Origin of the sequence: Niallia sp. NCCP-28, from assembly GCF_023168165.1 — a bacterium.
GTDB lineage: Bacteria > Bacillota > Bacilli > Bacillales > Cytobacillaceae > Niallia.
The window spans coordinates 822,255-843,243 of record NZ_BQYJ01000002.1 but is presented as its reverse complement, the minus strand read 5'-3'; the positions used below and the strand labels follow the sequence as shown (position 1 = coordinate 843,243).

Annotated in this window: 20 protein-coding genes; 6 read left to right on the top strand and 14 right to left on the bottom strand. The window is 34.6% G+C overall.

Translation table 11 applies throughout. The features are described 5' to 3' along the window. Positions 1-54: 54 nt before the first annotated feature. The 3 genes from NCCP28_RS08560 to NCCP28_RS08550 all read right to left on the bottom strand — a co-directional run bounded on the left by NCCP28_RS08560 (position 55) and on the right by NCCP28_RS08550 (position 3,468). Positions 55-1,032, bottom strand: a complete 978-nt coding sequence (locus NCCP28_RS08560; protein ID WP_248560967.1) for an alpha-ketoacid dehydrogenase subunit beta — start codon at positions 1,030-1,032, stop codon at positions 55-57. 3 nt (positions 1,033-1,035) lie between these two features. Next, entirely contained in the window at positions 1,036-2,151 is a 1,116-nt protein-coding gene (gene pdhA, locus NCCP28_RS08555) for a pyruvate dehydrogenase (acetyl-transferring) E1 component subunit alpha (protein ID WP_248560966.1), read from the bottom strand. A 630-nt stretch (positions 2,152-2,781) separates the two neighbouring features. After that, a complete protein-coding gene (locus NCCP28_RS08550) occupies positions 2,782-3,468 on the bottom strand; it encodes a YkyA family protein (protein WP_248560965.1) in 687 nt (228 codons plus the stop codon). A gap of 399 nt (positions 3,469-3,867) precedes the next feature. Here NCCP28_RS08550 and def point away from each other — a divergent pair, with 399 nt between their 5' ends. From def to rnjA, 3 genes are all read left to right on the top strand, one after another. Continuing rightward, on the top strand, positions 3,868-4,422 hold the full coding sequence (gene def / locus NCCP28_RS08545; protein ID WP_248560964.1) for a peptide deformylase: 555 nt from the start codon (positions 3,868-3,870) through the stop codon (positions 4,420-4,422). 889 nt (positions 4,423-5,311) lie between these two features. Beyond that, positions 5,312-5,524: a DNA-dependent RNA polymerase subunit epsilon gene (locus NCCP28_RS08540; protein ID WP_248560963.1), complete on the top strand. Its 213-nt coding sequence runs from the start codon at positions 5,312-5,314 to the stop codon at positions 5,522-5,524. Next, complete coding sequence (gene rnjA, locus NCCP28_RS08535) at positions 5,525-7,192, top strand: ribonuclease J1 (RefSeq protein ID WP_248560962.1); 1,668 nt, start codon at positions 5,525-5,527, stop codon at positions 7,190-7,192. 77 nt (positions 7,193-7,269) lie between these two features. Here the strand turns inward: rnjA and NCCP28_RS08530 are convergent, their stop codons facing one another. Together NCCP28_RS08530 and NCCP28_RS08525 are read right to left on the bottom strand one after the other, a co-directional pair. After that, complete coding sequence (locus tag NCCP28_RS08530) at positions 7,270-7,929, bottom strand: potassium channel family protein (RefSeq protein WP_248560961.1); 660 nt, start codon at positions 7,927-7,929, stop codon at positions 7,270-7,272. A gap of 322 nt (positions 7,930-8,251) precedes the next feature. Continuing rightward, positions 8,252-8,707: a TlpA family protein disulfide reductase gene (locus NCCP28_RS08525; RefSeq protein WP_248560960.1), complete on the bottom strand. Its 456-nt coding sequence runs from the start codon at positions 8,705-8,707 to the stop codon at positions 8,252-8,254. 481 nt (positions 8,708-9,188) lie between these two features. Here NCCP28_RS08525 and NCCP28_RS08520 point away from each other — a divergent pair, with 481 nt between their 5' ends. Further along, positions 9,189-10,046: a mechanosensitive ion channel family protein gene (locus tag NCCP28_RS08520; RefSeq protein ID WP_248560959.1), complete on the top strand. Its 858-nt coding sequence runs from the start codon at positions 9,189-9,191 to the stop codon at positions 10,044-10,046. A gap of 262 nt (positions 10,047-10,308) precedes the next feature. On the opposite strand, the gene NCCP28_RS08515 is transcribed toward NCCP28_RS08520, so the two are convergent. From NCCP28_RS08515 to NCCP28_RS08490, 6 genes are all read right to left on the bottom strand, one after another. After that, entirely contained in the window at positions 10,309-11,439 is a 1,131-nt protein-coding gene (locus NCCP28_RS08515) for an N-acetyldiaminopimelate deacetylase (RefSeq protein ID WP_248560958.1), read from the bottom strand. Positions 11,440-11,598: 159 nt separating this feature from the next. Beyond that, positions 11,599-12,309, bottom strand: coding sequence for a 2,3,4,5-tetrahydropyridine-2,6-dicarboxylate N-acetyltransferase (gene dapD / locus NCCP28_RS08510; RefSeq protein ID WP_248560957.1), 711 nt, complete (start codon positions 12,307-12,309; stop codon positions 11,599-11,601). Between the two features lie 150 nt (positions 12,310-12,459). Continuing rightward, a complete protein-coding gene (locus tag NCCP28_RS08505) occupies positions 12,460-13,353 on the bottom strand; it encodes a transcriptional regulator CcpC (protein WP_248560956.1) in 894 nt (297 codons plus the stop codon). A gap of 214 nt (positions 13,354-13,567) precedes the next feature. After that, a complete protein-coding gene (gene cbpB / locus NCCP28_RS08500; RefSeq protein WP_248560955.1) occupies positions 13,568-14,014 on the bottom strand; it encodes a cyclic-di-AMP-binding protein CbpB in 447 nt (148 codons plus the stop codon). Positions 14,015-14,082: 68 nt separating this feature from the next. Then, positions 14,083-14,226: a hypothetical protein gene (locus tag NCCP28_RS08495; RefSeq protein WP_248560954.1), complete on the bottom strand. Its 144-nt coding sequence runs from the start codon at positions 14,224-14,226 to the stop codon at positions 14,083-14,085. A 318-nt stretch (positions 14,227-14,544) separates the two neighbouring features. Beyond that, complete coding sequence (locus NCCP28_RS08490) at positions 14,545-14,781, bottom strand: YkuJ family protein (protein ID WP_101178737.1); 237 nt, start codon at positions 14,779-14,781, stop codon at positions 14,545-14,547. Positions 14,782-15,083: 302 nt separating this feature from the next. Between NCCP28_RS08490 and NCCP28_RS08485 the strand changes: the two genes are divergently transcribed. Next, positions 15,084-15,326 carry a glutaredoxin domain-containing protein gene (locus NCCP28_RS08485; protein WP_248560953.1) on the top strand — a complete coding sequence of 81 codons (243 nt, stop codon included), beginning with the start codon at positions 15,084-15,086 and terminating at the stop codon, positions 15,324-15,326. Positions 15,327-15,385: 59 nt separating this feature from the next. On the opposite strand, the gene NCCP28_RS08480 is transcribed toward NCCP28_RS08485, so the two are convergent. Together NCCP28_RS08480 and NCCP28_RS08475 are read right to left on the bottom strand one after the other, a co-directional pair. After that, positions 15,386-16,024, bottom strand: coding sequence for a DUF3993 domain-containing protein (locus NCCP28_RS08480; RefSeq protein WP_248561138.1), 639 nt, complete (start codon positions 16,022-16,024; stop codon positions 15,386-15,388). 133 nt (positions 16,025-16,157) lie between these two features. Further along, complete coding sequence (locus NCCP28_RS08475; protein WP_248560952.1) at positions 16,158-17,375, bottom strand: EAL domain-containing protein; 1,218 nt, start codon at positions 17,373-17,375, stop codon at positions 16,158-16,160. A gap of 224 nt (positions 17,376-17,599) precedes the next feature. On the opposite strand from NCCP28_RS08475, the gene NCCP28_RS08470 reads away from it, so the two are divergent. Next, entirely contained in the window at positions 17,600-18,343 is a 744-nt protein-coding gene (locus NCCP28_RS08470; RefSeq protein WP_248560951.1) for a C39 family peptidase, read from the top strand. Positions 18,344-18,487: 144 nt separating this feature from the next. On the opposite strand, the gene NCCP28_RS08465 is transcribed toward NCCP28_RS08470, so the two are convergent. Next, positions 18,488-20,623, bottom strand: coding sequence for a sensor domain-containing protein (locus tag NCCP28_RS08465; RefSeq protein ID WP_248560950.1), 2,136 nt, complete (start codon positions 20,621-20,623; stop codon positions 18,488-18,490). Positions 20,624-20,989 lie beyond the last annotated feature (366 nt).

The following is a 20,989-nucleotide window of genomic DNA, read 5'->3' as shown; positions in this document are numbered from 1 at the left end:
CAGTTGTTACGAATTTATTATCTAAATTTTGTGATTCCAAATAAATGATATTAATTAGAATGTTAAAACTTTTTTAGCAGTTTCAATAATATCTTTAAAGTTTGGAAGCCATACAGTTTCAGCTTGAGTAAATGCAAATACAGTATCTGGTGCAGCAACACGAAGTACTGGAGCTTCTAAGCTAAGAATTGCACGATCGTTAATTTCAGCAACAACATTTGCAGCAATACCTGCTTGTTTTTGCGCTTCTTGAACCACAACTGCTCTGCCAGTTTTTTCAACAGAAGCAATAATTGTATCAATATCAAGCGGGCTTACTGTACGCAAGTCAACCACTTCTACAGAGTAGCCTTCTTTTTCTAATTCTTCTGCAGCTTTAATGGATTCTTGAACCATTGCCCCATAAGTAATAATAGAAAGATCTTTACCTTCACGTTTTACATCCGCTTTTCCAAGTGGAATTGTATACTCTTCTTCAGGTACTTCTTGACGGAATGAACGGTATAATTTCATGTGCTCTAAGAAGATAACTGGATCGTTATCGCGAATAGCTGAAATTAATAGACCTTTTGCATCATAAGGAGTTGATGGGATAACAACTTTTAAACCAGGTTGTTGCGCCATTAATCCTTCTAAGCTGTCTGCATGCAGTTCTGGTGTATGAACACCTCCGCCGAATGGAGAACGAATTGTAACTGGAGAATTATAACGTCCGCCTGAACGGTAGCGCATGCGAGCCATTTGTCCAGAAATGGAGTCCATTACTTCATAAACGAAACCAAAAAATTGAATTTCAGGTACTGGTCGGAAACCTTGCAGACCAAGACCAACCGCTAAACCACCAATTCCAGATTCAGCTAATGGAGTATCAAATACACGATCTTCACCAAATTCAGTTTGCAGACCTTCTGTCGCACGGAATACACCGCCGTTTACACCAACGTCTTCCCCGAATACTAATACGTTCGGATCGTTACGTAGTTCTGTGCGTAACGCATCAGTGATTGCTTGAATCATTGTCATTTGCGCCATGGCTTACTTCGACTCCTTTGCTGCGTAAATTTCATATTGTTCTTGTAAATTAGCTGGTAGCTCTTCGTACATAATGTTCATTAAGTCAGTTACTTTTTGTTTTGGAGCTTCGTCAGCAAGTTTGATTGCTTCTTTAATTTCTTCTTTAGCTCGTTCGATTACTTCATTTTCTTTTTCTTCATTCCAAATGCCTTTGTTTTCAAGGAATTTACGGAAACGCACTAATGGATCTTTCTTTTCCCATTCGCTGTCAAGATCTGCTGTACGGTAGCGAGTTGGGTCATCTCCAGCCATTGTATGTGGACCATAACGGTATGTTAATGTTTCAATCAATGTTGGACCTTCGCCGTTAACTGCTCTTTCGCGTGCTTCTCGTGTAGCAACATAAACTGCTAATGGATCCATTCCATCAACTTGAATTCCTGGGATACCTGCAGCAACTGCTTTTTGCGCAATTGTTTTTGCAGCCGTTTGTTTTTCAACAGGTGTTGAAATAGCGAAACGGTTATTTTGAACGATAAAGATTGCAGGAGATTTGAATGCACCAGCAAAGTTAATTCCTTCATAGAAATCCCCTTGTGATGAACCGCCGTCACCTGTGTAAGTAATTGCAACAGATTTTTGGCCGCGTTTTTGCATACCTAACGCAACACCAGCTGTTTGAATATATTGAGCACCAATGATAATTTGTGGTGAAATTACATTTACGCCCTCTGGCATTTTATTTCCTAAGAAATGTCCGCGAGAGAATAAGAATGCTTGATGTAATGGAAGTCCGTGCCAAATTAATTGAGGCACATCACGATATCCTGGAAGAATGAAATCTTCTTTCTCTAATGCAAATTGTGAAGCTAATTGTGAAGCTTCTTGACCTGCTGTTGGTGCATAGAATCCTAGGCGACCTTGTCTGTTTAAAGAAATAGAGCGTTGATCAAGAATACGTGTATATACCATGCGTGTCATAAGCTCTTGTAATTGCTCGTCACTTAGGTCTGGCATTGCAGATTCATTAACAACTTCGCCCTCTTCATTTAAAATCTGAAGTGTTTGGAATTGATTTTCCACTTGTTCAAGTTGTGCTTTCACATCTAACTGAGCCTTCTTTGTTTTAGAAGCCATTTAAGCCACCCTTTCCTTTCTTTTTAAAAGACGAAACCATCTCTAACTAAAATTATTGCGTAATATTGTTTCAACAGCTAAAGGAGAACGCTTACTCCATCCGCTTAGCTTTTCACAAAAAAAACCATACCTATACAGCTTTCCACAAAATCCGCTAGAAAAAACGTCCTATTAAATAATTCGGTATCCTTATGTTCTGTATCAATAAATATACAACAATTATTAATACAACTTTTCAATACATGTATAAGTTTAATATACACAAATATTATTAGTCAATGTTAAAGTACTATGTTTTTTATGTTATTTTTATTTTTTTATTTCTTTTATGATTGTATCTGTATTATTAATTATTCACCATCTGTATTATACAGAAAGCCCTTATTTTATCTGTTTTATAATAAAAAATTCATTTGAAATAAATTCCATAAGTTGTCGATTGTTGCTATGTAGCTATTTTTTCTTTCCTTATAAAAAACCAGCCGAAAAATTATTGATTTCGGCTGGTTTTTTCTTCATCCTATAAATAGTTTTATTTTTTCCATTTGTTCTAAATTATTTTTGTATAAGAAAAATTTAAAAATCGTCATTTTTAATTAAGAACTTAAATTTATTGTTAGCAATAAATACTCATTCCTTATTGTTCAGTGTATTTTGTTCCTCTTCTATCTCTATTCCAGCTTGTTTATAAAAATCAACTTTCTCCTTATTATACTTTTCTGTCAGTGTATTAAACTCTTTGTTATTATTAAGTACTTCCTTATATATGTCATTTATCGTTTGAATTTGTTTTTCTAAATCATCTATGCTTAGATTTTCTGCTTTAAACAGCTTGTACAACTTTTCATCATTTTCTAGTCCCTTTAGATAGTTGCTGTAAAGTTTCTCATGTGCATCATATCGCGCCATCATGGTTTGATATAATTCATCTGCTTTTTCTTTCAACTCTGCATCCTTTATATCTTCTATATTTGTTTGAACCGTTTTAAATGTTTCTTCTGATTTTTTTATGCTCGCTTCTTCTTTATCCATAAGTTCTTTCCGCTTTTTTAGCGAAGCAAGGGCTTCATCAGCAAGTTCATTGATTCCATCCATACTTTCTAAATCCAGGGAAACAATTTGCGAATAAATCTTTTGTTCATTTTTTTCTAAAGTTACTAACGGCTCTTGCTGTTCTTTGAAATCCTTCTCCAAATCTACTACTTTTTCAAGCTTGTTATAAATTTTCTCATTTGTTGATTGGAAGGTAGAACACCCTGCAAGAAGCATAAACATGATAAACATCGCAACAATAAATAATGATTTTTGCCTTTTCAATCTTTTTCCTCCTCACTCTCTGTTTCACTATATATTTTCTTTTCTTTTTTTACAATTGAAGTTTTCTGCAGTCTATTTCTTTGCAAGATTCTGCCTAAATCCCCATTATTCTCTTGGGCTCTAAAGATTCAGCAACAAAATTTTAAAAAATCCTCTCATACTACTAATTCTATTGACATATAGTTCTACAAAGTTTTGGCATAGGGTCCTAGTATTATTTGATAAAGCTTGTCTTTATACTCACTATATGGAATCTCCTCTTTTTTATTACCTATTAAACATTTCAAACAGATGATTTCCTATTTCTTTCTAAACTAAATGCTGTAGATAATTAACTTTTCAAGCATTGTCTGTTAGACTTAAAAGTGTTTACCATGCCTACATAAGGAAGTGATTAATTTGTTAACAATGAATGATATTATCCGAGACGGACACCCTACTTTGCGGAAAGTAGCAAATGAAGTTCCTCTTCCTGCAAGCGAAGAAGATAAAAAAACACTTGAAGAAATGATGGAATTTTTAATAAATAGTCAAAATCCAGAACTGGCTGCAAAATACGGACTCAGAGGCGGCGTTGGTTTGGCTGCGCCTCAAATCAATATTTCTAAACGAATGATTGCCGTTCATATAAAAGATGAGTCAGGCAAACAATTCAGCTACGCTCTTTTCAACCCAAAGATTATTAGCCATTCGGTAGAAAAAGCCTACTTGACTACTGGCGAGGGCTGCTTATCTGTGGATGAATCCATTCCAGGTTTTGTGCCTCGTTATGCTAGAATTGGCATTAAAGGAACTGATCTCGACAATCAAGAAATTAAAATAAAATTAAAAGGACTTCCTGCCATTGTCTTTCAGCATGAAATTGACCATCTAAATGGCGTTATGTTCTATGATCATATTAATCAAGCATCTCCTTTTAATCCAATTCCTGATGCAATTGCTATTGAAAGGTAAACTGCTTGTACAACTTATTTTTTTATGGTGGGGAAACCATATCCCCATCCCCACTATATTTCCCCATTCTTTTTCTTTCATTTTGTGTTTTTCCACTATTATCCACGAGAATTTTTCCTTTTTTTTCATATACTATTATTATAAAAGCACTATAAATATTAAAGGATATAAAGTGCCAATAAAAGTTCGGACTTCCTTCTTCATATAGAAGACAAACCTTTTACTATCATCATGGTAAAATAACTTTTTTCGGTTAGAGTTAGGGTACAAAACAAAAAACAACAGAGCAATGCAACAACAGTCTACTATTATAAAATTAATTAATCCTTAATTTCTAAAAGCCTCTTTTTGGACAAATATCCTTATTATTTATACTCGAATGCTTTACTTTGGACAAGAATGGTTTAAAATAAAGATAAGGAGATGATCCACTATGTTGAAGAAGCTAAAAAAGAAGCTCTTAAAACAGTGGAAAGACTTGTTAAGAAAAAAAACAATTGCCTAACATGACACGGAATCTTTCTATTAGGGCGAGACCTCGCATACCATCCTATAATAGCAGTAATACACTACTGTTAGATGGAAGTAATTTATGGTATGGGGTCTGCCTTTTGTTATGATTGCGAATTTTCTCCAACATTACTATCATCCATTAAGACAAACTCTTCTTTTATTACTATAGCAATATACATAAACCAATCGTCTTATCCGTCGATTGGTATGGTATTCCTAATTTTTGTCCATTTTGATACTAATGCAAAAATCTTTTATTTTTGAGAACATTCCTTGCTTAAATAACCAAAAAACACTAATAAAAGAAAAAACATGAAAAACATGTTAACTTTTTATATAATATAATTAGATAATACTATGAAGGAGCGATTTACAAATGATTTTTAAAGTTTACTTTCAAGATTCTAAATTAGAGGTGCCTGTTAGAGAACATACAAGAACTATTTATGTTAAAGGCATTTCAGAACGTGATGTTAGAACAAAATTGGCAGAAAAACCATATAATATTGAGTTTATTACAGCTGTTGATGGTGCATTCTTAGAGTATGAACAACAAAATGAAGATTTTACAGTATTGGAGATTGAGTAAATGAAATTTGTTAAAAACGATCAAACAGCTGTATTTGCTCTAGGCGGACTAGGGGAAATCGGTAAAAATACTTATGGAGTTCAGTTTCAAGATGAAATCATTCTGATTGATGCTGGTATAAAGTTCCCGGAAGATGAACTTTTAGGCATTGATTATGTGATACCAGATTACAGTTTTCTTGTAAAAAATATCGATAAAATCAAAGGCTTATTTATTACACATGGCCACGAAGATCATATTGGCGGCATTCCTTATCTTCTTAGACAAGTAAATATTCCTATTTACGGAGGCAAACTTGCTTTAGCATTAGTGAGAAATAAATTAGAAGAACATGGACTATTGCGGCAAACAACCATGCATGAAATACAAGAAGACGATGTAATTAAATTTCGAAAAACATCGGTTTCCTTTTTTCGGACAACCCATAGTATTCCCGACTCTTATGGAATAGTCGTAAAAACGCCTCCAGGACAGATTGTTCATACTGGAGATTTTAAATTTGACTTTACGCCAGTCGGAGAGCCTGCAAATTTAACAAAAATGGCTGAGATAGGAAAAGAAGGCGTTTTATGTCTATTATCAGATAGCACAAACAGTGAAGTTCCAAATTTCACAATGTCTGAGCGACTTGTCGGCAATAGCATTCAGGATATATTCCGAAAAGCAGAAGGCAGACTTATCTTCGCTACATTCGCTTCTAACATTTATCGCTTGCAGCAAGTTACAGATGCAGCAGTGGAATTTGGCAAGAAGGTTGCTGTGTTTGGAAGAAGCATGGAAGCTGCCATTAATATCGGTTTAGAATTAGGCTTTATCCAAGCGCCAAAAGAGACTTTTATTGAACCACAGCAAATTAATCGGCTTCCTGCAAATCAAGTAGTGATTCTTTGTACAGGAAGTCAAGGAGAACCAATGGCTGCAATGTCTAGAATAGCAAATGGAACACATCGCCAAATCTCCATTATTCCTGGAGACACGGTTGTTTTCTCTTCTTCGCCTATCCCGGGAAATACAATTAGTGTAAACAGAACGATTAATATGCTATATCGTGCTGGTGCGGAGGTAATTCACGGACCATTAAACAATATTCATACATCTGGTCATGGTGGACAGCAAGAACAAAAATTAATGCTGCGGTTAATGAAACCCAAATTCTTTATGCCAATTCATGGTGAATACAGAATGCAAAAAATCCATTCTGAAACTGCTGTAGATTGTGGAGTTTTAGAAGAAAACTGTTTTATTATGGATAATGGAGAAGTGCTTGCATTATCCAACGATACAGCGCAAGTCGCAGGCAAAATCCCTTCTGGCTCCGTATATATCGATGGAAGCGGCATTGGAGACATCGGCAATATCGTGCTAAGAGATCGCCGTATTCTTTCAGAAGAAGGTCTGGTAGTTGTTGTTGTCAGCATTAATATGAAAGATTTCAAAATTGCAGCAGGACCTGATTTAATTTCTAGAGGTTTTGTTTATATGCGTGAATCCGGTGATTTAATTAACGATGCACAAAGTTTAATTAATAAACATTTAAATAAAGTGATGGAACGCAAAACTACACAATGGTCAGAAATTAAAAATGAAATTATTGAAACATTGTCTCCTTTCCTTTATGAGAAAACCAAACGAAGACCAATGATTCTTCCAATTATCATGGAAGTCTAATAAATTCTTTATCACAAAAAAGCACCCATTAAAAATATGGCGTGCTTTTTTATTATGCTCCTCCCTACACCTGCAATTTACGACATTACTTTTTTTTCAAATCTGTTAATATCAGAGTCTGCTCCAATTACAATTAATACGTCATTTTCTTTTATTGGCTCTGCTGCTTGTGGAGATACAATGATATCTTGTCCCCGCTTAATGGCAACAATCGTAATTCCATAGCGTGCCCGAATATCTAAATCCAGCATAGTATGACCATCTAGCCTTGTACTTGCTTTAATTTCAACAATGCTATGTTCATCTGACAATTCTAAATAATCCAGCACATTATTGGAAACAATATTATGGGCAATTCTTTTCCCCATATCTCGTTCTGGATGGACAATATGGTCGGCCCCTATTTTTTTTAATACTTTTTCATGATAGTCATTTTGAGCCTTTACTGTAATCTTCTGTACTCCTAGCTCTTTTAGAATAAGAGTAGTTAAAATGCTTGCCTGAATATCCAAACCTATTGCAACGATGACATGTTCAAAATTGCGGATGCCTAAGCTTTTTAATACATTTTCATCCACCGAATTTCCAACAACCGCATGTGAAACAATATTGGCAAATTCATTAATTTTTTCTTCATTTTTATCAATAACCATAACTTCCATTCCAAGCTCAACCAATTCTCGGCAAATGCTGCCGCCAAATCTTCCTAATCCAATTACCGCAAATTCTTTCTTCAAACCAATAATCCTCCATCTATTTGAAAATGCCTAATTGATAGACTGTTTTTCGTCTCTTCCATCATTTAATATTCCTCGCTTATATAACATTCCTCTTTGTCAATAATAAAAGAATACAAGAGCACCCCTCATTCTTTTCAAAAATTTAGTCGGTAAGTAAATGTACCTGATTACTTTATTATTCAGCATGTTTCATGCCAATTCTGCTTTGGCAGCTTCTTTTCTCCAAGAGTTATGGCTTGATGAACCAAAATTTTTCGTTATTGCCTTATCAGCATATTAAAAATACAAAGAAGTTTTTGCACATTTGTCAATAAACTAATTATTTTACTTTCATCATTTCATCAAGAATATGATTCACACGTTTTTTTAAAGTTTCTATTTTGCCGCTTCCTGCCTGAAAATATCTTAATACGCCATCTTTATCAAAAACATAATAGGACGGCACATATTGATTTTCAAATGCTTGCGTTAATATATGCTCACTATCAATAAAAATTGGTTGAATAATTCCCTGTTCTTCCATTTCTTTTTCAATAACTACTGTATTTAAATCTGCTTTATACCTGGGCATATGTACAGCTATCATATTCAATCGACCGCTATACTCGTCTCTGAACTGATTTACTTCTGGCATATCTTTTTTGCACAAATGGCAGCTCACGGACCAGAAGTGAATAACTGTCGGTTTTTCTCCTAATAAATCAGCTCTGGTCCATTCACCATTCAACCATTGTGTCGCCCCATTCAATTCAGGCATTTGATCACGCACTTTCATTTCATAACCTCCAGTAAAACAGGAATTTCTTTACCGCCTTTTAGCTGCAAAACAACAAATTTTACAAAAAGGGGCATTATTAATAATATCTTTTCAATCGTAATTTGTATATATAGAAACTGATCACTTTATCCATCCATTATTAATTGAATGTTTATTGAAATCAGACATGGGAATAAGTTAATAGAATTCCTGTTATCATCAGGGGAGATTTCCGTGCTTCCCATAATACAGCTTTTTGAAGCAAAATAAAAATATGAGGCCAACACAGTTGCTATAATCCCTATCCTCTTTTATATCAGGCTTTTATGGGCGGCTTTGTCCCCACTAGATTTCTCGTTCCCTTTCATATACTTGAGATCGACATTAAAAACGCCTAAATATATGATAAAAACCTATATTATGCTTATATCTGGTTGATCCAAAAAGAAAAATCCTTATGGACAGCAATCTAAAAGCTTATATAAAAGGAAGTGTACCTATGAACAAATTAAAAGAAATCAGCAATTATATAGCAGTGTACGATTGGCAAGGACTGCTTATCCAAGGAGGAACAGTTGCATTAAGACTTGTCTTGATTATTGTTATTTACATACTTGTAAAAAAAATGGCCAACTCTTTTATAAAAAAATTTTTCTCCACCTTTGAAAAAAAACATTCTATTTCACAAGGAAGAGCATACACACTTGAAAGTTTAGCCTTAAATTTTGTGTCTTATTTGCTTTTATTTATATTATTTGTAACCATCTTGCAAACATTCGGTATAAAAGCAACAGCCATATTGGCAGGAGCCGGCATCATTGGAGTAGCAGTTGGCATAGGGGCACAGGGTCTTGTAAGTGATATTGTTACTGGATTTTTTCTTTTGCTGGAAAAACAGCTAGATGTCGGCGATTCCATTACAATTGGCGAATTTTCCGGTACGGTAGAGCAAATTGGCCTCCGCACCACACAACTCAGATCCCCAGATGGCACATTAAATTATTTGCCGAATAGAGAAATCACCATTTTAAGCAATCATTCTAGAGGAGATATGCAAGCGTTGGTGGATATACTCATTTCAGCAGACAACAATATTGCCAAAACATTAGAGATTCTGCAAAACGTTTGTGACACCATCAAAATCAATGATGCTTCTATAACAGATGGCCCCCATGTAGTTGGCATACAATCGTTAGGGCCGGCCACCATCACTATTCGAATTATTACCAAAACAGTAAATAATGAACAGTGGAGGATAGAACGACTGATTCGGCAGGAAATAAAAGAAGCACTTGATAAAAATGGAATTAAACTTCCGCCTGCTTCTCCTGTATTAGTAGCAAAAGAGGAAATTTAAAAAAGAACCTAAAAAAACCTAAAGATCAGGTGAAGATTTTCCCTTTTCAAACAAAAAGTCATTTGCTTAAAGATCAGGAAAATAGCCGTATTAGATTTTAAATTTATCACGCACTAACGGAATTTTATTTCCTATTTAAGGGGTTATCAGAAAAAATGAGAAATCTATAGATGGAGATCACTGCCTGATTGATTCCTCTAACAATCAATGGGGGACAGCCCCCACTGATTGGAGTTTCACTTTAGATCCTGCTCTTTTTTTACTACTGGTTTCCTTTGAACTGCAAATAGTTTGCAATCATAGATATAGCCACATCGATTGCATCCTCATTAGGATTTAATTTGCTGTGGTGCAAGCCATAAGGGGAATTTACACCAAGCCAAAACATAAAACCAGGGATGTCTTTTAACATATAGCCAAAATCTTCTCCTGTCATTGCTTCTGTACACATATGAAGTTGAACCTCATTTTGATTTTGAACAAATCCCATAAACTCTTCTGTTAATTGCTCTTCATTGTATACTTGATAATAGCCAGATCCAAAGTTAATGGAGCATTCACAGTTATAGCCCACTTCAATGCCTTTGACAAGTGATTGAACCCTCTCCTTGATTTTTACCATGGATTCACTTGAAAGAGTGCGCATCGTCCCTTCTAATCGCGCTGTTTCTGCAATTACATTTTGAACGGTGCCTCCAGTGATTTTCCCAATCGTTACTACAGCACTGTCTAAAGGATTAATATTTCTTGATACAATTGTCTGCAGCTGTGCAACAAGCGAGCAAGCAGCAACCACCATATCATTTGTTTCATGAGGATAAGCAGCATGACCTCCTTTTCCTTTTAAATCAATAAACAGCTCAGAAGTATTGGCAAACAGCAGCCCTGGTTTTATCGCAATTGTTCCAACAGGATATTCGGGAGCAATATGCAATGCAAAAATCATATCAGGCATCCACGCCTTCATTATATCGCTTTTAAGCATTGGTTCTGCTCCCCCAGGACCTTCTTCTGCCGGCTGGAAGATAAAGAGCATATCGTCTTTGATAGGCGTGTTTACGACACTTGTCAACACTCCGAATGCAATGCTCATATGGAAGTCATGGCCACATGCGTGCATTTGAGTTGGATGTGTGGAAACATAAGGGAGATCTGTTTCCTCTACAATAGGCAGTCCATCAATATCTGCACGGTATCCAATCAGTTTCGTTGGAGCAGTTCCTTTTACTTTTACAAATATACCTGTTTTCCATGTTTTTATTTCTAATCGTTCTTGCGGCAATGCTTGAATAGCATTTAGTAAATATGCTTGTGTTTTAAACTCTTGAAATCCAAGTTCCGGTATTTGATGCAGTTCTCGTCGGATTGCAACAAACTGAGAATGATTCCCCATATAAATCCCTCCAAAAATATGCGAAAAAAGCGCGGAATCTATTCCACGCCTAAAGCCTGCAGACAAAAGTATTTTTTTTGCCGCTTAAAATCAACTGGTTGATCATAATACTTACCCGCATACTAAAAGCAGGCTACCCTGCGCTTTTTTCTTTTCTCATTATAATTGACGAAGCTCTTGCATAATTTCTGTTTTTGATTTTGTTTTTTCATCAATTTCTTTAATGACACGGGCTGGAGCTCCTGCCACTAAAGTATTTGCTGGAACATCTTCTAAAACGATTGCTCCTGCTGCTACAACAGAACCTTTACCAACTGACACTCCTTCGACTACTACTGCATTTGCACCAATTAAAACATCATCTTCAATGATTACCGGTTTAGCAGAAGGAGGCTCAATTACGCCTGCCAAAACAGCGCCTGCTCCAACATGGCAATTTTTCCCTACAGTAGCTCGTCCACCAAGGATGGCACCCATATCAATCATAGAGCCTTCGCCAATGCTTGCTCCAATATTAATAACAGCACCCATCATAATAACGGCATTATCGCCAATTTCCACTTGGTCACGAATAATAGCGCCTGGCTCAATGCGCGCTTTAATATTTTTTAAATCTAAAAGAGGAATTGCCGAATTTCTGCGATCATTTTCTACCACAAAGTCCGTTACTTTTCCTTTGTTTGCTTCGATTGATTCGTTAATGTCAGACCATTCACCGAATACAACCCCGCTATTTCCACTGATAAAAGTTTGTACTTTATCGCCAAAATTCACATCTGCTAAATCACCTTTTACATATACTTTAACAGGTGTAGATTTTGTACTATTTTGTATAAATGAAATAATTTCATTTGCATCCATCATTTTCATTGCTTATCTCTCCTTCAATTATGTATAGAAACACTCGAAATTACTTTACCAAACAACAGAAGTGAAAACAAGCAAAAAAATTTGTTTATTCTTGCAAATCTTAATACTGACCAGCTTCTTTGCTTTAAAATTCAAAATTCTAACAAAACGTTATTCACCATTCATAGAAGCATCTTCTATATATTCTTTTACAATATCCAAAAATGCCTGAACTTGCTTTAATCGAAAAGATGCTTCATACCCTATCAACCATGTGCCTCTTGTAATCGGCTGATTGAGTTCATTGCACAAAGGTATTTTATGCAAATTTTGATTTGCTTCTTTTAAAGCAATTGCAGGCAAAATACTATACCCAATTCCATGAAAAGACAATTGCTTGCATGTTTCAATCTGATCTACCACAATTGTTTTTTTAGGTGGTATTTGAAACTGTCGATGCCACCAAACTTGGATTTCCTCATAATAATTCGAATCGCTTTTAAATTGGATAAATGGTCTATTAGTCGTATATAGTTGATTAAAGCTTGAAATCTCGCTGTCAACAAAATAAAGAGGATCATCAAATAAATGCAGTTTAGCGCCTTTCCAGTCAGAAGATCCCCTTATGATGCCGATATGGGTATGGTCTGTTGAAATGGATTTGATTATTTCGCTGCTCCAGCCTGTAACAAGGGATATTTTTGCTTGAGGATATTTTTCTACAAACCGTTTTAAAACAGATGGAAGCCAATTTTGCCCTACAATGCTGGCAACTGCAATCTTTAACGTCCCATGCACTTCCTCTTCCAATGCAAACATTTCTTCCTTGACTTTTTCCTCTTTGGCAATTGTTTCAGCTGCAAATTTTGTCACCATTTCTCCTGCAGCCGTTAACGCCAATCCTTTTTGTGAGCGAATAAAAAGCTTAGCTCCCCATTCCTTTTCAATCGTTTGCAGCCTCTGGGACAAGGCTGGCTGTGTAACAAAAAGCCGCTCTGCCGCTTTTCGCATATTCATTTCTTGTGCCAACACCGTCAATAGTTGTAATTCAGAAATTGTAGACATATTCTTCCTCTTTATATTTCTTTTCATTGCAGCTTATTTTCTAAAGTTCTGCAAAAAATGCCTTCATTTTTAATGATTCACAAATAATCCAAAACTTTATATTTACGTCATCTTTCTTAAACGACAGCTTCCTCCTTTTTATTAATGCAGATAATCGCATCAAAAGAAAACGTTTTCACTTTTTTATGAGGAGAAAGCCGTTAAAAGAAAAGGATCAATCCATTGAATCAATATGCAGTTGATTATTTAAACGCTGTAAAATCGTTCTTCTTGTTAAAATCCCTTCAAAGATAAAGGCATCATCCTCCACACATATAAATGGATGATCTACTAATAAATGCAGAGCATCCAAAACAGATTGACTGCTCTTCACTCTTGGCAATACGGTATTCATTACTTCCTGCACCTTTATTGTTTCTAGCTTCTCAAATTCAATTCTTGAAAGTCCCATAATTTTGTCCAGTATAATGGGAGTAGTAATCAACCCATGCAGCTTAAAGGTCGGATCCAGAACAGGCACAGCTGTATAGCCGCTTTTCGTTAAAACCAATAAAGCATGTTCTAAATTATTTCCCATTTGCACATGCGCTACTCGCTCTGACGGTATCATTAAGTCTTTTAATGTGCTGTCTAAAAATTCATCGCTGTGAATTCTAATCATTGCCGAAACACCCCAGGTTAATTATTTTCTATAAATATATTAACACAGTCTTCGACATTATGCTTTTTTTAGCCTTTGCTCGTTTCGATATTTCTTAATGTATAGTCACAATTCTGACAATGAAAAATAACATTTTGATTAGATTGCGCTGTTAATGCTTGATCTAACGCATTCTCTTTTAAACAATTTGGACAGATAACAGTTGGCATCATCTTTTTTCACCTCATATTTAGCATAAACAGATAAATTCCATTTTATGTACATTCTAGAGGGTATTCAAAAAAGCTTTTTTGTATAGCTGCTTCTAATTTCATGCAGCCTGCATACACCTCGCTTTCCATAAGCGAACGTCGTGCTTCCTCATCGCATCCGCGCCCTGAAATGTCTCTCCTTTCACGCATTCCCACAGGAGTCTATGTATATTCTTTCTGTTGAAGCCTACTTCTTCCATTTTTCTATTAAAAACTACAAACTTTGAGAAAACAAAAAAACAGGAGCTGCAATTCAATAAGCAGCTCCTCTCTAATCCCTTATTGAATTAGATCAAAAATTTCAATCGTAATCATATCAATATTGTCAAACTGATATCTTTTTGGCTTTTCTTTATCATTGTACACTTCTAATTCATAAGTAACTGTTTTTGGGTGGAATGTAACTTGACACTTTCTTTCACCATTCACCTCAAAAAAACGTTGGGTAGGTTCCCCTCCAGTTGCTTGTTCCTGTAAATTTTTCAGACGTGTTAAAATGCCTTGTAATTGTGACATGCTCTCTCTCCTTTCAAACAAACCCATATATTAAACTAGGTTTCACTATTAGCAGTTTTCTATACACTTTCCTTTTAAATTAAGAATTTCTTTTCTATGTGTAAATGCCAATAATAACAGAATAAAAGATTGTGCAAGGTTTGTCCAAGTAAAAATGATAAATAGGCCAATCTTTTTTTATTAATTATTTTCTTTGAATATTCAAAGTAGTTTATTTTGCAAAAGATGCAGGCAAGACAATTGAAATAAAAAAAATAAATTAGTAAAATAGAGTAAATAAATAGATTTGGGAGAAATAACATTTGAAAAAAATAACTGTTTACACACAGCCCGATTGCCCTCCATGTGAATATGCCAAATTATTTTTGCAGGAAAAAGGGGTTTCTTTTGAATTAAAGGATATTCAAAAAGATGCTAAAGCAAAAAAAGAATTAATGACTAAATACAATTCTTATTCTACCCCTACATTTGTCATTGATGATGAAACAGTGATTACTGGCTTTCAACTAGAAGCATTGCAATCAGCACTTGGATTTGAAGTTTAATTAATATACTACAAATAAACAGTTTTCTCCAAACTGTATTTTGGAGAAAACTGTTTTAGCTAAAAATAAAAAAAGTCTTTTTCTTTTTCTATTTTTCCTTTTTCACTATAATTTCTTTCCACATTAGTCTTATCTGGATAAAAAACTAATGTGCTTACATAATTCCCCCAATATACTCCTGTTAAATTAGAAGTCTTTTTCTGATTTAAATATACACGAATTTCATTATCCTGCCATATTGTTGAAACTTTCCATCCATCCTTCCCTTTCCTTAACAGCAAGCCTTCATAATGCCTTTCATAAGCTGTTGGATTTCCCTCTTCTTGCTCAAATAATTCATATACATAAATGACTTTTCCTTCGAAGACAACCTTTGTTTTATCCGAAAAGTCAAAAAAAGGAATATAGTATGGAGAGAAATCACTTCCATATGTTTGATACTGATTAGAATGTCCCACTAAATTTTTTTGCAAAAATAATTTTTCGTATTCATCTGTAAAATAAGGAGCTAAAATAGCATGAATTTCCTGCAAACTTCTTTTTTTCTCCGTTAAAGAAGTTTGCGCATAAAACGCATTTTTCAAAAATTGCATAACTTCTTCTTTTGAGGATAATTTTTCTGCTCCCAAGGAGGTCCTAGGGCTAACAATAAAAACAAAAAGGAAACAAACAATAAAAAACGTTGCTGTTTTTCTCATTTTATTCACATTCTCCCCCTTTATCAATGTCCAGTCTGCTCATTCATTTGATTATCATCAATATAGTTTTTATCTTCCCCATTGATTGATACATAAACATGCAAAAAAACCGACTTTTAAAGTCGGTTTTTTGTCAATTTATTAAAACACCCATTCGATCCAAAAAATTATAAGACAAATCAATAAATAAATAATCTTGATTATTAAGGGGAAAAGAATATGTGCGTACTGTTTCGCCTGTTTCAATATCACTATATAAGTCCGAAAGAATTCCTTTTTTTTCATTTCTCATTTTTATAATATTTTCTAAAAAATAAGGCCTCCAGCTCCAATTTTTATCCTTATACTCTGGCTGCAGTACCCAATGGGAATTCTCCTTGAAGATATTATCTGATTTTTGAAAGCCATCCTCATCACAAACATACATGCGAAAAGCTACATTAGAAAGATCGTCAGACAAGCACTTAAGCAATTCTTCATAATCATTATACTTCTTATGTCTTCCTAATAATTCTTGTATATTAATCTGTAAATTTTCCGTGAACTCAAAAATGACGGATAGTTTCTTTTTTTCATACGAAATAAACTCATGAAATTCTTTCCTTATCATTTCTTTTTGCAATTTTCTATCAACAAACTGTTCTTCTGGATAATGCAGATAATAACCTTGGTAAAATCTTCCTCCGTTTTTCCAAGCAAATTGAAGCTGATATACCATCTCAATATTTTCAAACAACAAGGTAGCGCCAATTTTTCGGGCAAGCATCGATAACGAATATAAAACATTTTGATACGTATGCGAAGTCGATGTAGAACGTAATGCAGATAAATCGATTTTAAAAATATCTGGAGCAAGTTCCCCTATTCTATCTAAATAACTGCTATCATTACCCATTTTATCAATAGCAATTTTAATGCCGTATGTTCTATAATAGACAAGAAGATGATCCAAATGATCAGATTGGCCTTTATAATTCCTTTCTGATATTTCTAAAACAATTCGATTTAAAGCCATTCCTTTCTCTTCATAAGATAAAAGCATCTGCAAAAAACTTTCGCCATCATCTTGCATCAATAAGCCAGCATCCCTATTAATAAAAAGCATAACGTCTTTATCAAGCTCCAATGCTTTATCCAAAGCTTTTGTCAGGACAACATTATCCACTTCCTGCTTATATTCTTCGGGGATTTCTTCATCCATAAAAAAAGGACCTAAACTTTCAAATGAACCATTTATTTGATAACGCCCTAATATTTCATATCCAATTACCGTGTGCTCATCTGCACTGAATATCGCCTGAAAAAAAGGGATGACATTGTCTAAATCTGTCAAAATATCCAAAGCGTCCATATTTTGATAGCCTCCCTCTAAATAATGACTAATTATACCATAGTTATACAGAAATTCATCTGATAATAACACAATATTCTGCAATATTCGCATTCGCTTTTTTCCTTTTTGCATCAAAAAGGAAAATGATCTAACATATGATAATGGAAAAATTGTTTTGCAATAAAAATCAAGCAAATAGATTATCCTAAATATAGGAGTCGGCATAGGAAAGAAGGTATCCTATGCACCAATTAAAATTATTATGTTTGGCTTTAAGTTTAAGCAATCTTCCATTCACATGGAAAACCATTGAAAATGTTGCTATAGATGAAGCAAATAACTCCTTGCAACTAGAAAAAGGCATTATGCATTCTTCTATGATAGCCGCAAATGAATCAATCTTATTGAATGTCCCTTTAGTCAAGCAAAACCCCGAATTAAGATATGGCTGTGAAGTAACAAGTTTAACAATGGTGCTAAATTATGCCGGAGTACAAACATCCAAAATGGAGTTGTATAAAAAAATCAAAAAGGATTCCGATCCACTTATAAAAAAACAAGGAAATATTGTAAAGTGGGGAGATCCTGCTGTAGGGTTTGTTGGTGATATGACAGGGAGAAATGCTGGCTACGCCGTTTTCGATAAACCGATGGAGGATTTAGTAAATGTATACCTTCCAAATCGTGCTGTTAATCTGACTGGAAAACCTTTCACTCACCTTGAAAACCATGTTAAAAAGGGATTTCCGGTTGTTGTATGGACTACAGGAGATTATCGTCTTCCTGACAGATGGGAGTCATGGGAACATAAAGAAAAAACGATAAAAACACCACTTGACTTGCATGCGGTTGTTTTAGTCGGCTATAATAAAAACTTTGTATTCTTAAACGACCCTTTATCAGGGAGAAAAAATGTTAGAGTTAATAAACATCAATTTATTCAATCTTGGCATGCACTTAAATCAAGAGCAATAAGCTACCATTAACAAATGTCAGCTATTCAGGTTAGACCTTATCCTGCTTGTGGAAGAAGATAAGGTCTAACCTCCTAAATCTCTGAACATGCTCCTGCTGAATAAACGTTTTTAGCTGTATTTATCATTACTTTCCTTATAAATGTATCCTTAAGCTTAATCCCCTTTCTTTTCTATAATTATGTTGTTTCGAAAACTTTGATGCTGAAATAGTTGATTTATTTCCTCGCTAGGCAAAGGTTTGGAAAAATAAAAACCTTGTGCTTTATGACAATTGGCTGCTAATAAAAAATCTGCCTGTTCTCTCCTTTCAACCCCCTCTGCAATTACTTCCATTCCTAAATTTTGACCTAAATGAATGATTGTTGTAGTAATAGCAGCATCTTTATCGTTTTCCAAAACATCTTTAACAAAAGATTGATCTATTTTCAACACATCAATTGGAAATTGTTTTATATAGCTTAGGGAGGAATACCCTGTTCCAAAATCATCTACAGAAATGACTACACCAAGATCTTTTAATCCTTTAAGAACAGGGATGGCTTCCAGCGTATTTTGCATTGCTCCTTCTGTTATTTCAATTTCTAAGGAAGATGGCTGAATCGAATATTTTTCAATTGAACTTTTGACCATATCAATAAAATTGGACTGCTGAAACTGTTTGGGAGAAATATTTACGGCAATACGAATATCTTTTCTAAACTGTTTGCTCCAATTTTTTATTTGTTTGCAAGCTGTCTCAATTACCCAGCTTCCAATAGGAATGATTAAGCCAGTCTCCTCTGCTAATGGAATAAAATCAGCAGGAGATATTAAACCTAGTGTTGGGCTGTTCCACCTTAAAAGCGCTTCAAAACTATCACACTTCTTATTTTTCAGATTAACTTGCGGCTGATAATATAATGTTAGCTCATGTCGTTGAATAGCTTTTCTTAAATTCGTTTCGAGGGATACTACATTTTTCTCTTTCCTATTCATTTCAGAGCGATAAAATTGATAATGGGCTTTCCCCCGCTCCTTCACTCGAAAAAGTGCTTCATCTGCATTTTTAATTAACGCTTCTTCACCAGCTCCATCTATAGGAAACATGCTGATTCCAATGCTTGGAGTGATATAATATTCTTGTGCATGCAAACAAAAAGATTCTGTAAACCGAGACAAAATGCTTTCCGCAAGAAGGCTCGTCTCTTCCTTCGATGTCTCAATAAGCAAAATATTAAATTCATCGCCACCTTGGCGGAATACACTTAATCGATAATCAGCAAATTCCAACAAACGGTCTGCAACTTTTATTAAAATTTGATCTCCAACAATATGTCCAAAATTGTCATTTATATATTTAAAACGGTCTAAATCAATTGTAAGCAGGGCAAATTGTGTTCCGGCTTCCTGTGCCTTATTAATTTCCACCTGCAATTCTTCCAAAAGCGCTCTTCTATTATAAAGACCTGTCAATTGATCATGAAACGCTAAAAAACGAATTTTTTCAGCTGATTTTGTTTTTTCCGACATATCTTTCATAATAATATAAATTCCCCGCATTTCTTGATGGACAACACTTGGAATCATTCTAATATGAACTGGCAAAAAGCTGCTTTTTTGACTTACTAAACAATTTAACGATTGAGAAGTTTTTGTTGTTTGGCATATGACAAATAGCTTTTCAAATAAGGGAGCATTTTTTCCTGTAATCAAATGAACTATCTTTTTCCCTTTCATTTGACCATATGTGCATCCTAGTATTTTTTCTCCTGCTGGATTGATATCATGGATGCTGCCATCTAAATCCACTGCAAATATTGCATCCAAATTGTTCTCAACAATAGAACGATAATGCTGTTCCCTTTCTATTAGTTTCTTTTGCTCTATGATTAACTGAGTAATATCTCTTGTGATTCCAACAATAAACCTCACTTCGCCATTCTCATCAGATATAGGCGTTAAAACACATTCTCCGTAGTAGCAGCTTCCGTTCCTTGTCAACTCCTCTATAAAAACATGCTCTTTTTTTTGATGCAGCACTTTAATATATTCTTTCTGAAGCCTCTTATATACCTCTTTTCCCAATACTTCTTTCATTGTTTTACCAATATAGTTTAGAGGAATGTTTGTACATTTATACGCTTCTTCATTTACAAAAATATAGCGAAAAATAGGACCAGCTTCTGCCTTCATTACAAAAATTCTATCTTTTATATGTTTAAACATAATTTCAAACACAATACGCTCTAATTTAAATGACATGGCGTCTTTTTTATTCAAATACTCTATTAGGTTATTATTTTCTTTCATTTAAACTCACCCTTATAGTCTGTGCAAAATTCTATTATTAGCTGACAGTACCGACTTTTCCAGTTAATTAGGCATATTTTCCACAAGATGTTAAAATATATGTATATTCTTCTAGTTAGATCAAACAAAAGAGGAACAATTCCACCAAGCAGCTATTTTATTCATTAGAATGATTTTTAAACGATAAAACAGGAGAGCTGATTCAGTTTCTATTAAAGGGAAACGAACAGCTAGTAGCATTTTCTCGATCCTCCCCTGATTGTTAGTTAAAACAAACAGGATTTTACAGGTATCTTCTCCCACCTAAGCTCTTATCATCTCTTAAATGAGAATCAAAAGCCTGTTAATGCATGATTATTGCTCAAG

Bases quoted from the DNA above. Each gene is read 5' to 3' on its own strand.
- NCCP28_RS08560 (WP_248560967.1), bottom strand. From the start codon at position 1,032: ATGGCGCAAATGACAATGATTCAAGCAATCACTGATGCGTTACGCACA.
- pdhA (WP_248560966.1), bottom strand. From the start codon at position 2,151: ATGGCTTCTAAAACAAAGAAGGCTCAGTTAGATGTGAAAGCACAACTT.
- NCCP28_RS08540 (WP_248560963.1), top strand. From the start codon at position 5,312: ATGATTTTTAAAGTTTACTTTCAAGATTCTAAATTAGAGGTGCCTGTT.
- rnjA (WP_248560962.1), top strand. From the start codon at position 5,525: ATGAAATTTGTTAAAAACGATCAAACAGCTGTATTTGCTCTAGGCGGA.
- NCCP28_RS08525 (WP_248560960.1), bottom strand. From the start codon at position 8,707: ATGAAAGTGCGTGATCAAATGCCTGAATTGAATGGGGCGACACAATGG.
- NCCP28_RS08520 (WP_248560959.1), top strand. From the start codon at position 9,189: ATGAACAAATTAAAAGAAATCAGCAATTATATAGCAGTGTACGATTGG.
- NCCP28_RS08515 (WP_248560958.1), bottom strand. From the start codon at position 11,439: ATGGGGAATCATTCTCAGTTTGTTGCAATCCGACGAGAACTGCATCAA.
- dapD (WP_248560957.1), bottom strand. From the start codon at position 12,309: ATGAAAATGATGGATGCAAATGAAATTATTTCATTTATACAAAATAGT.
- NCCP28_RS08505 (WP_248560956.1), bottom strand. From the start codon at position 13,353: ATGTCTACAATTTCTGAATTACAACTATTGACGGTGTTGGCACAAGAA.
- cbpB (WP_248560955.1), bottom strand. From the start codon at position 14,014: ATGATTAGAATTCACAGCGATGAATTTTTAGACAGCACATTAAAAGAC.
- NCCP28_RS08495 (WP_248560954.1), bottom strand. From the start codon at position 14,226: ATGATGCCAACTGTTATCTGTCCAAATTGTTTAAAAGAGAATGCGTTA.
- NCCP28_RS08490 (WP_101178737.1), bottom strand. From the start codon at position 14,781: ATGTCACAATTACAAGGCATTTTAACACGTCTGAAAAATTTACAGGAA.
- NCCP28_RS08480 (WP_248561138.1), bottom strand. From the start codon at position 16,024: ATGAGAAAAACAGCAACGTTTTTTATTGTTTGTTTCCTTTTTGTTTTT.
- NCCP28_RS08475 (WP_248560952.1), bottom strand. From the start codon at position 17,375: ATGGACGCTTTGGATATTTTGACAGATTTAGACAATGTCATCCCTTTT.
- NCCP28_RS08470 (WP_248560951.1), top strand. From the start codon at position 17,600: ATGCACCAATTAAAATTATTATGTTTGGCTTTAAGTTTAAGCAATCTT.
- NCCP28_RS08465 (WP_248560950.1), bottom strand. From the start codon at position 20,623: ATGAAAGAAAATAATAACCTAATAGAGTATTTGAATAAAAAAGACGCC.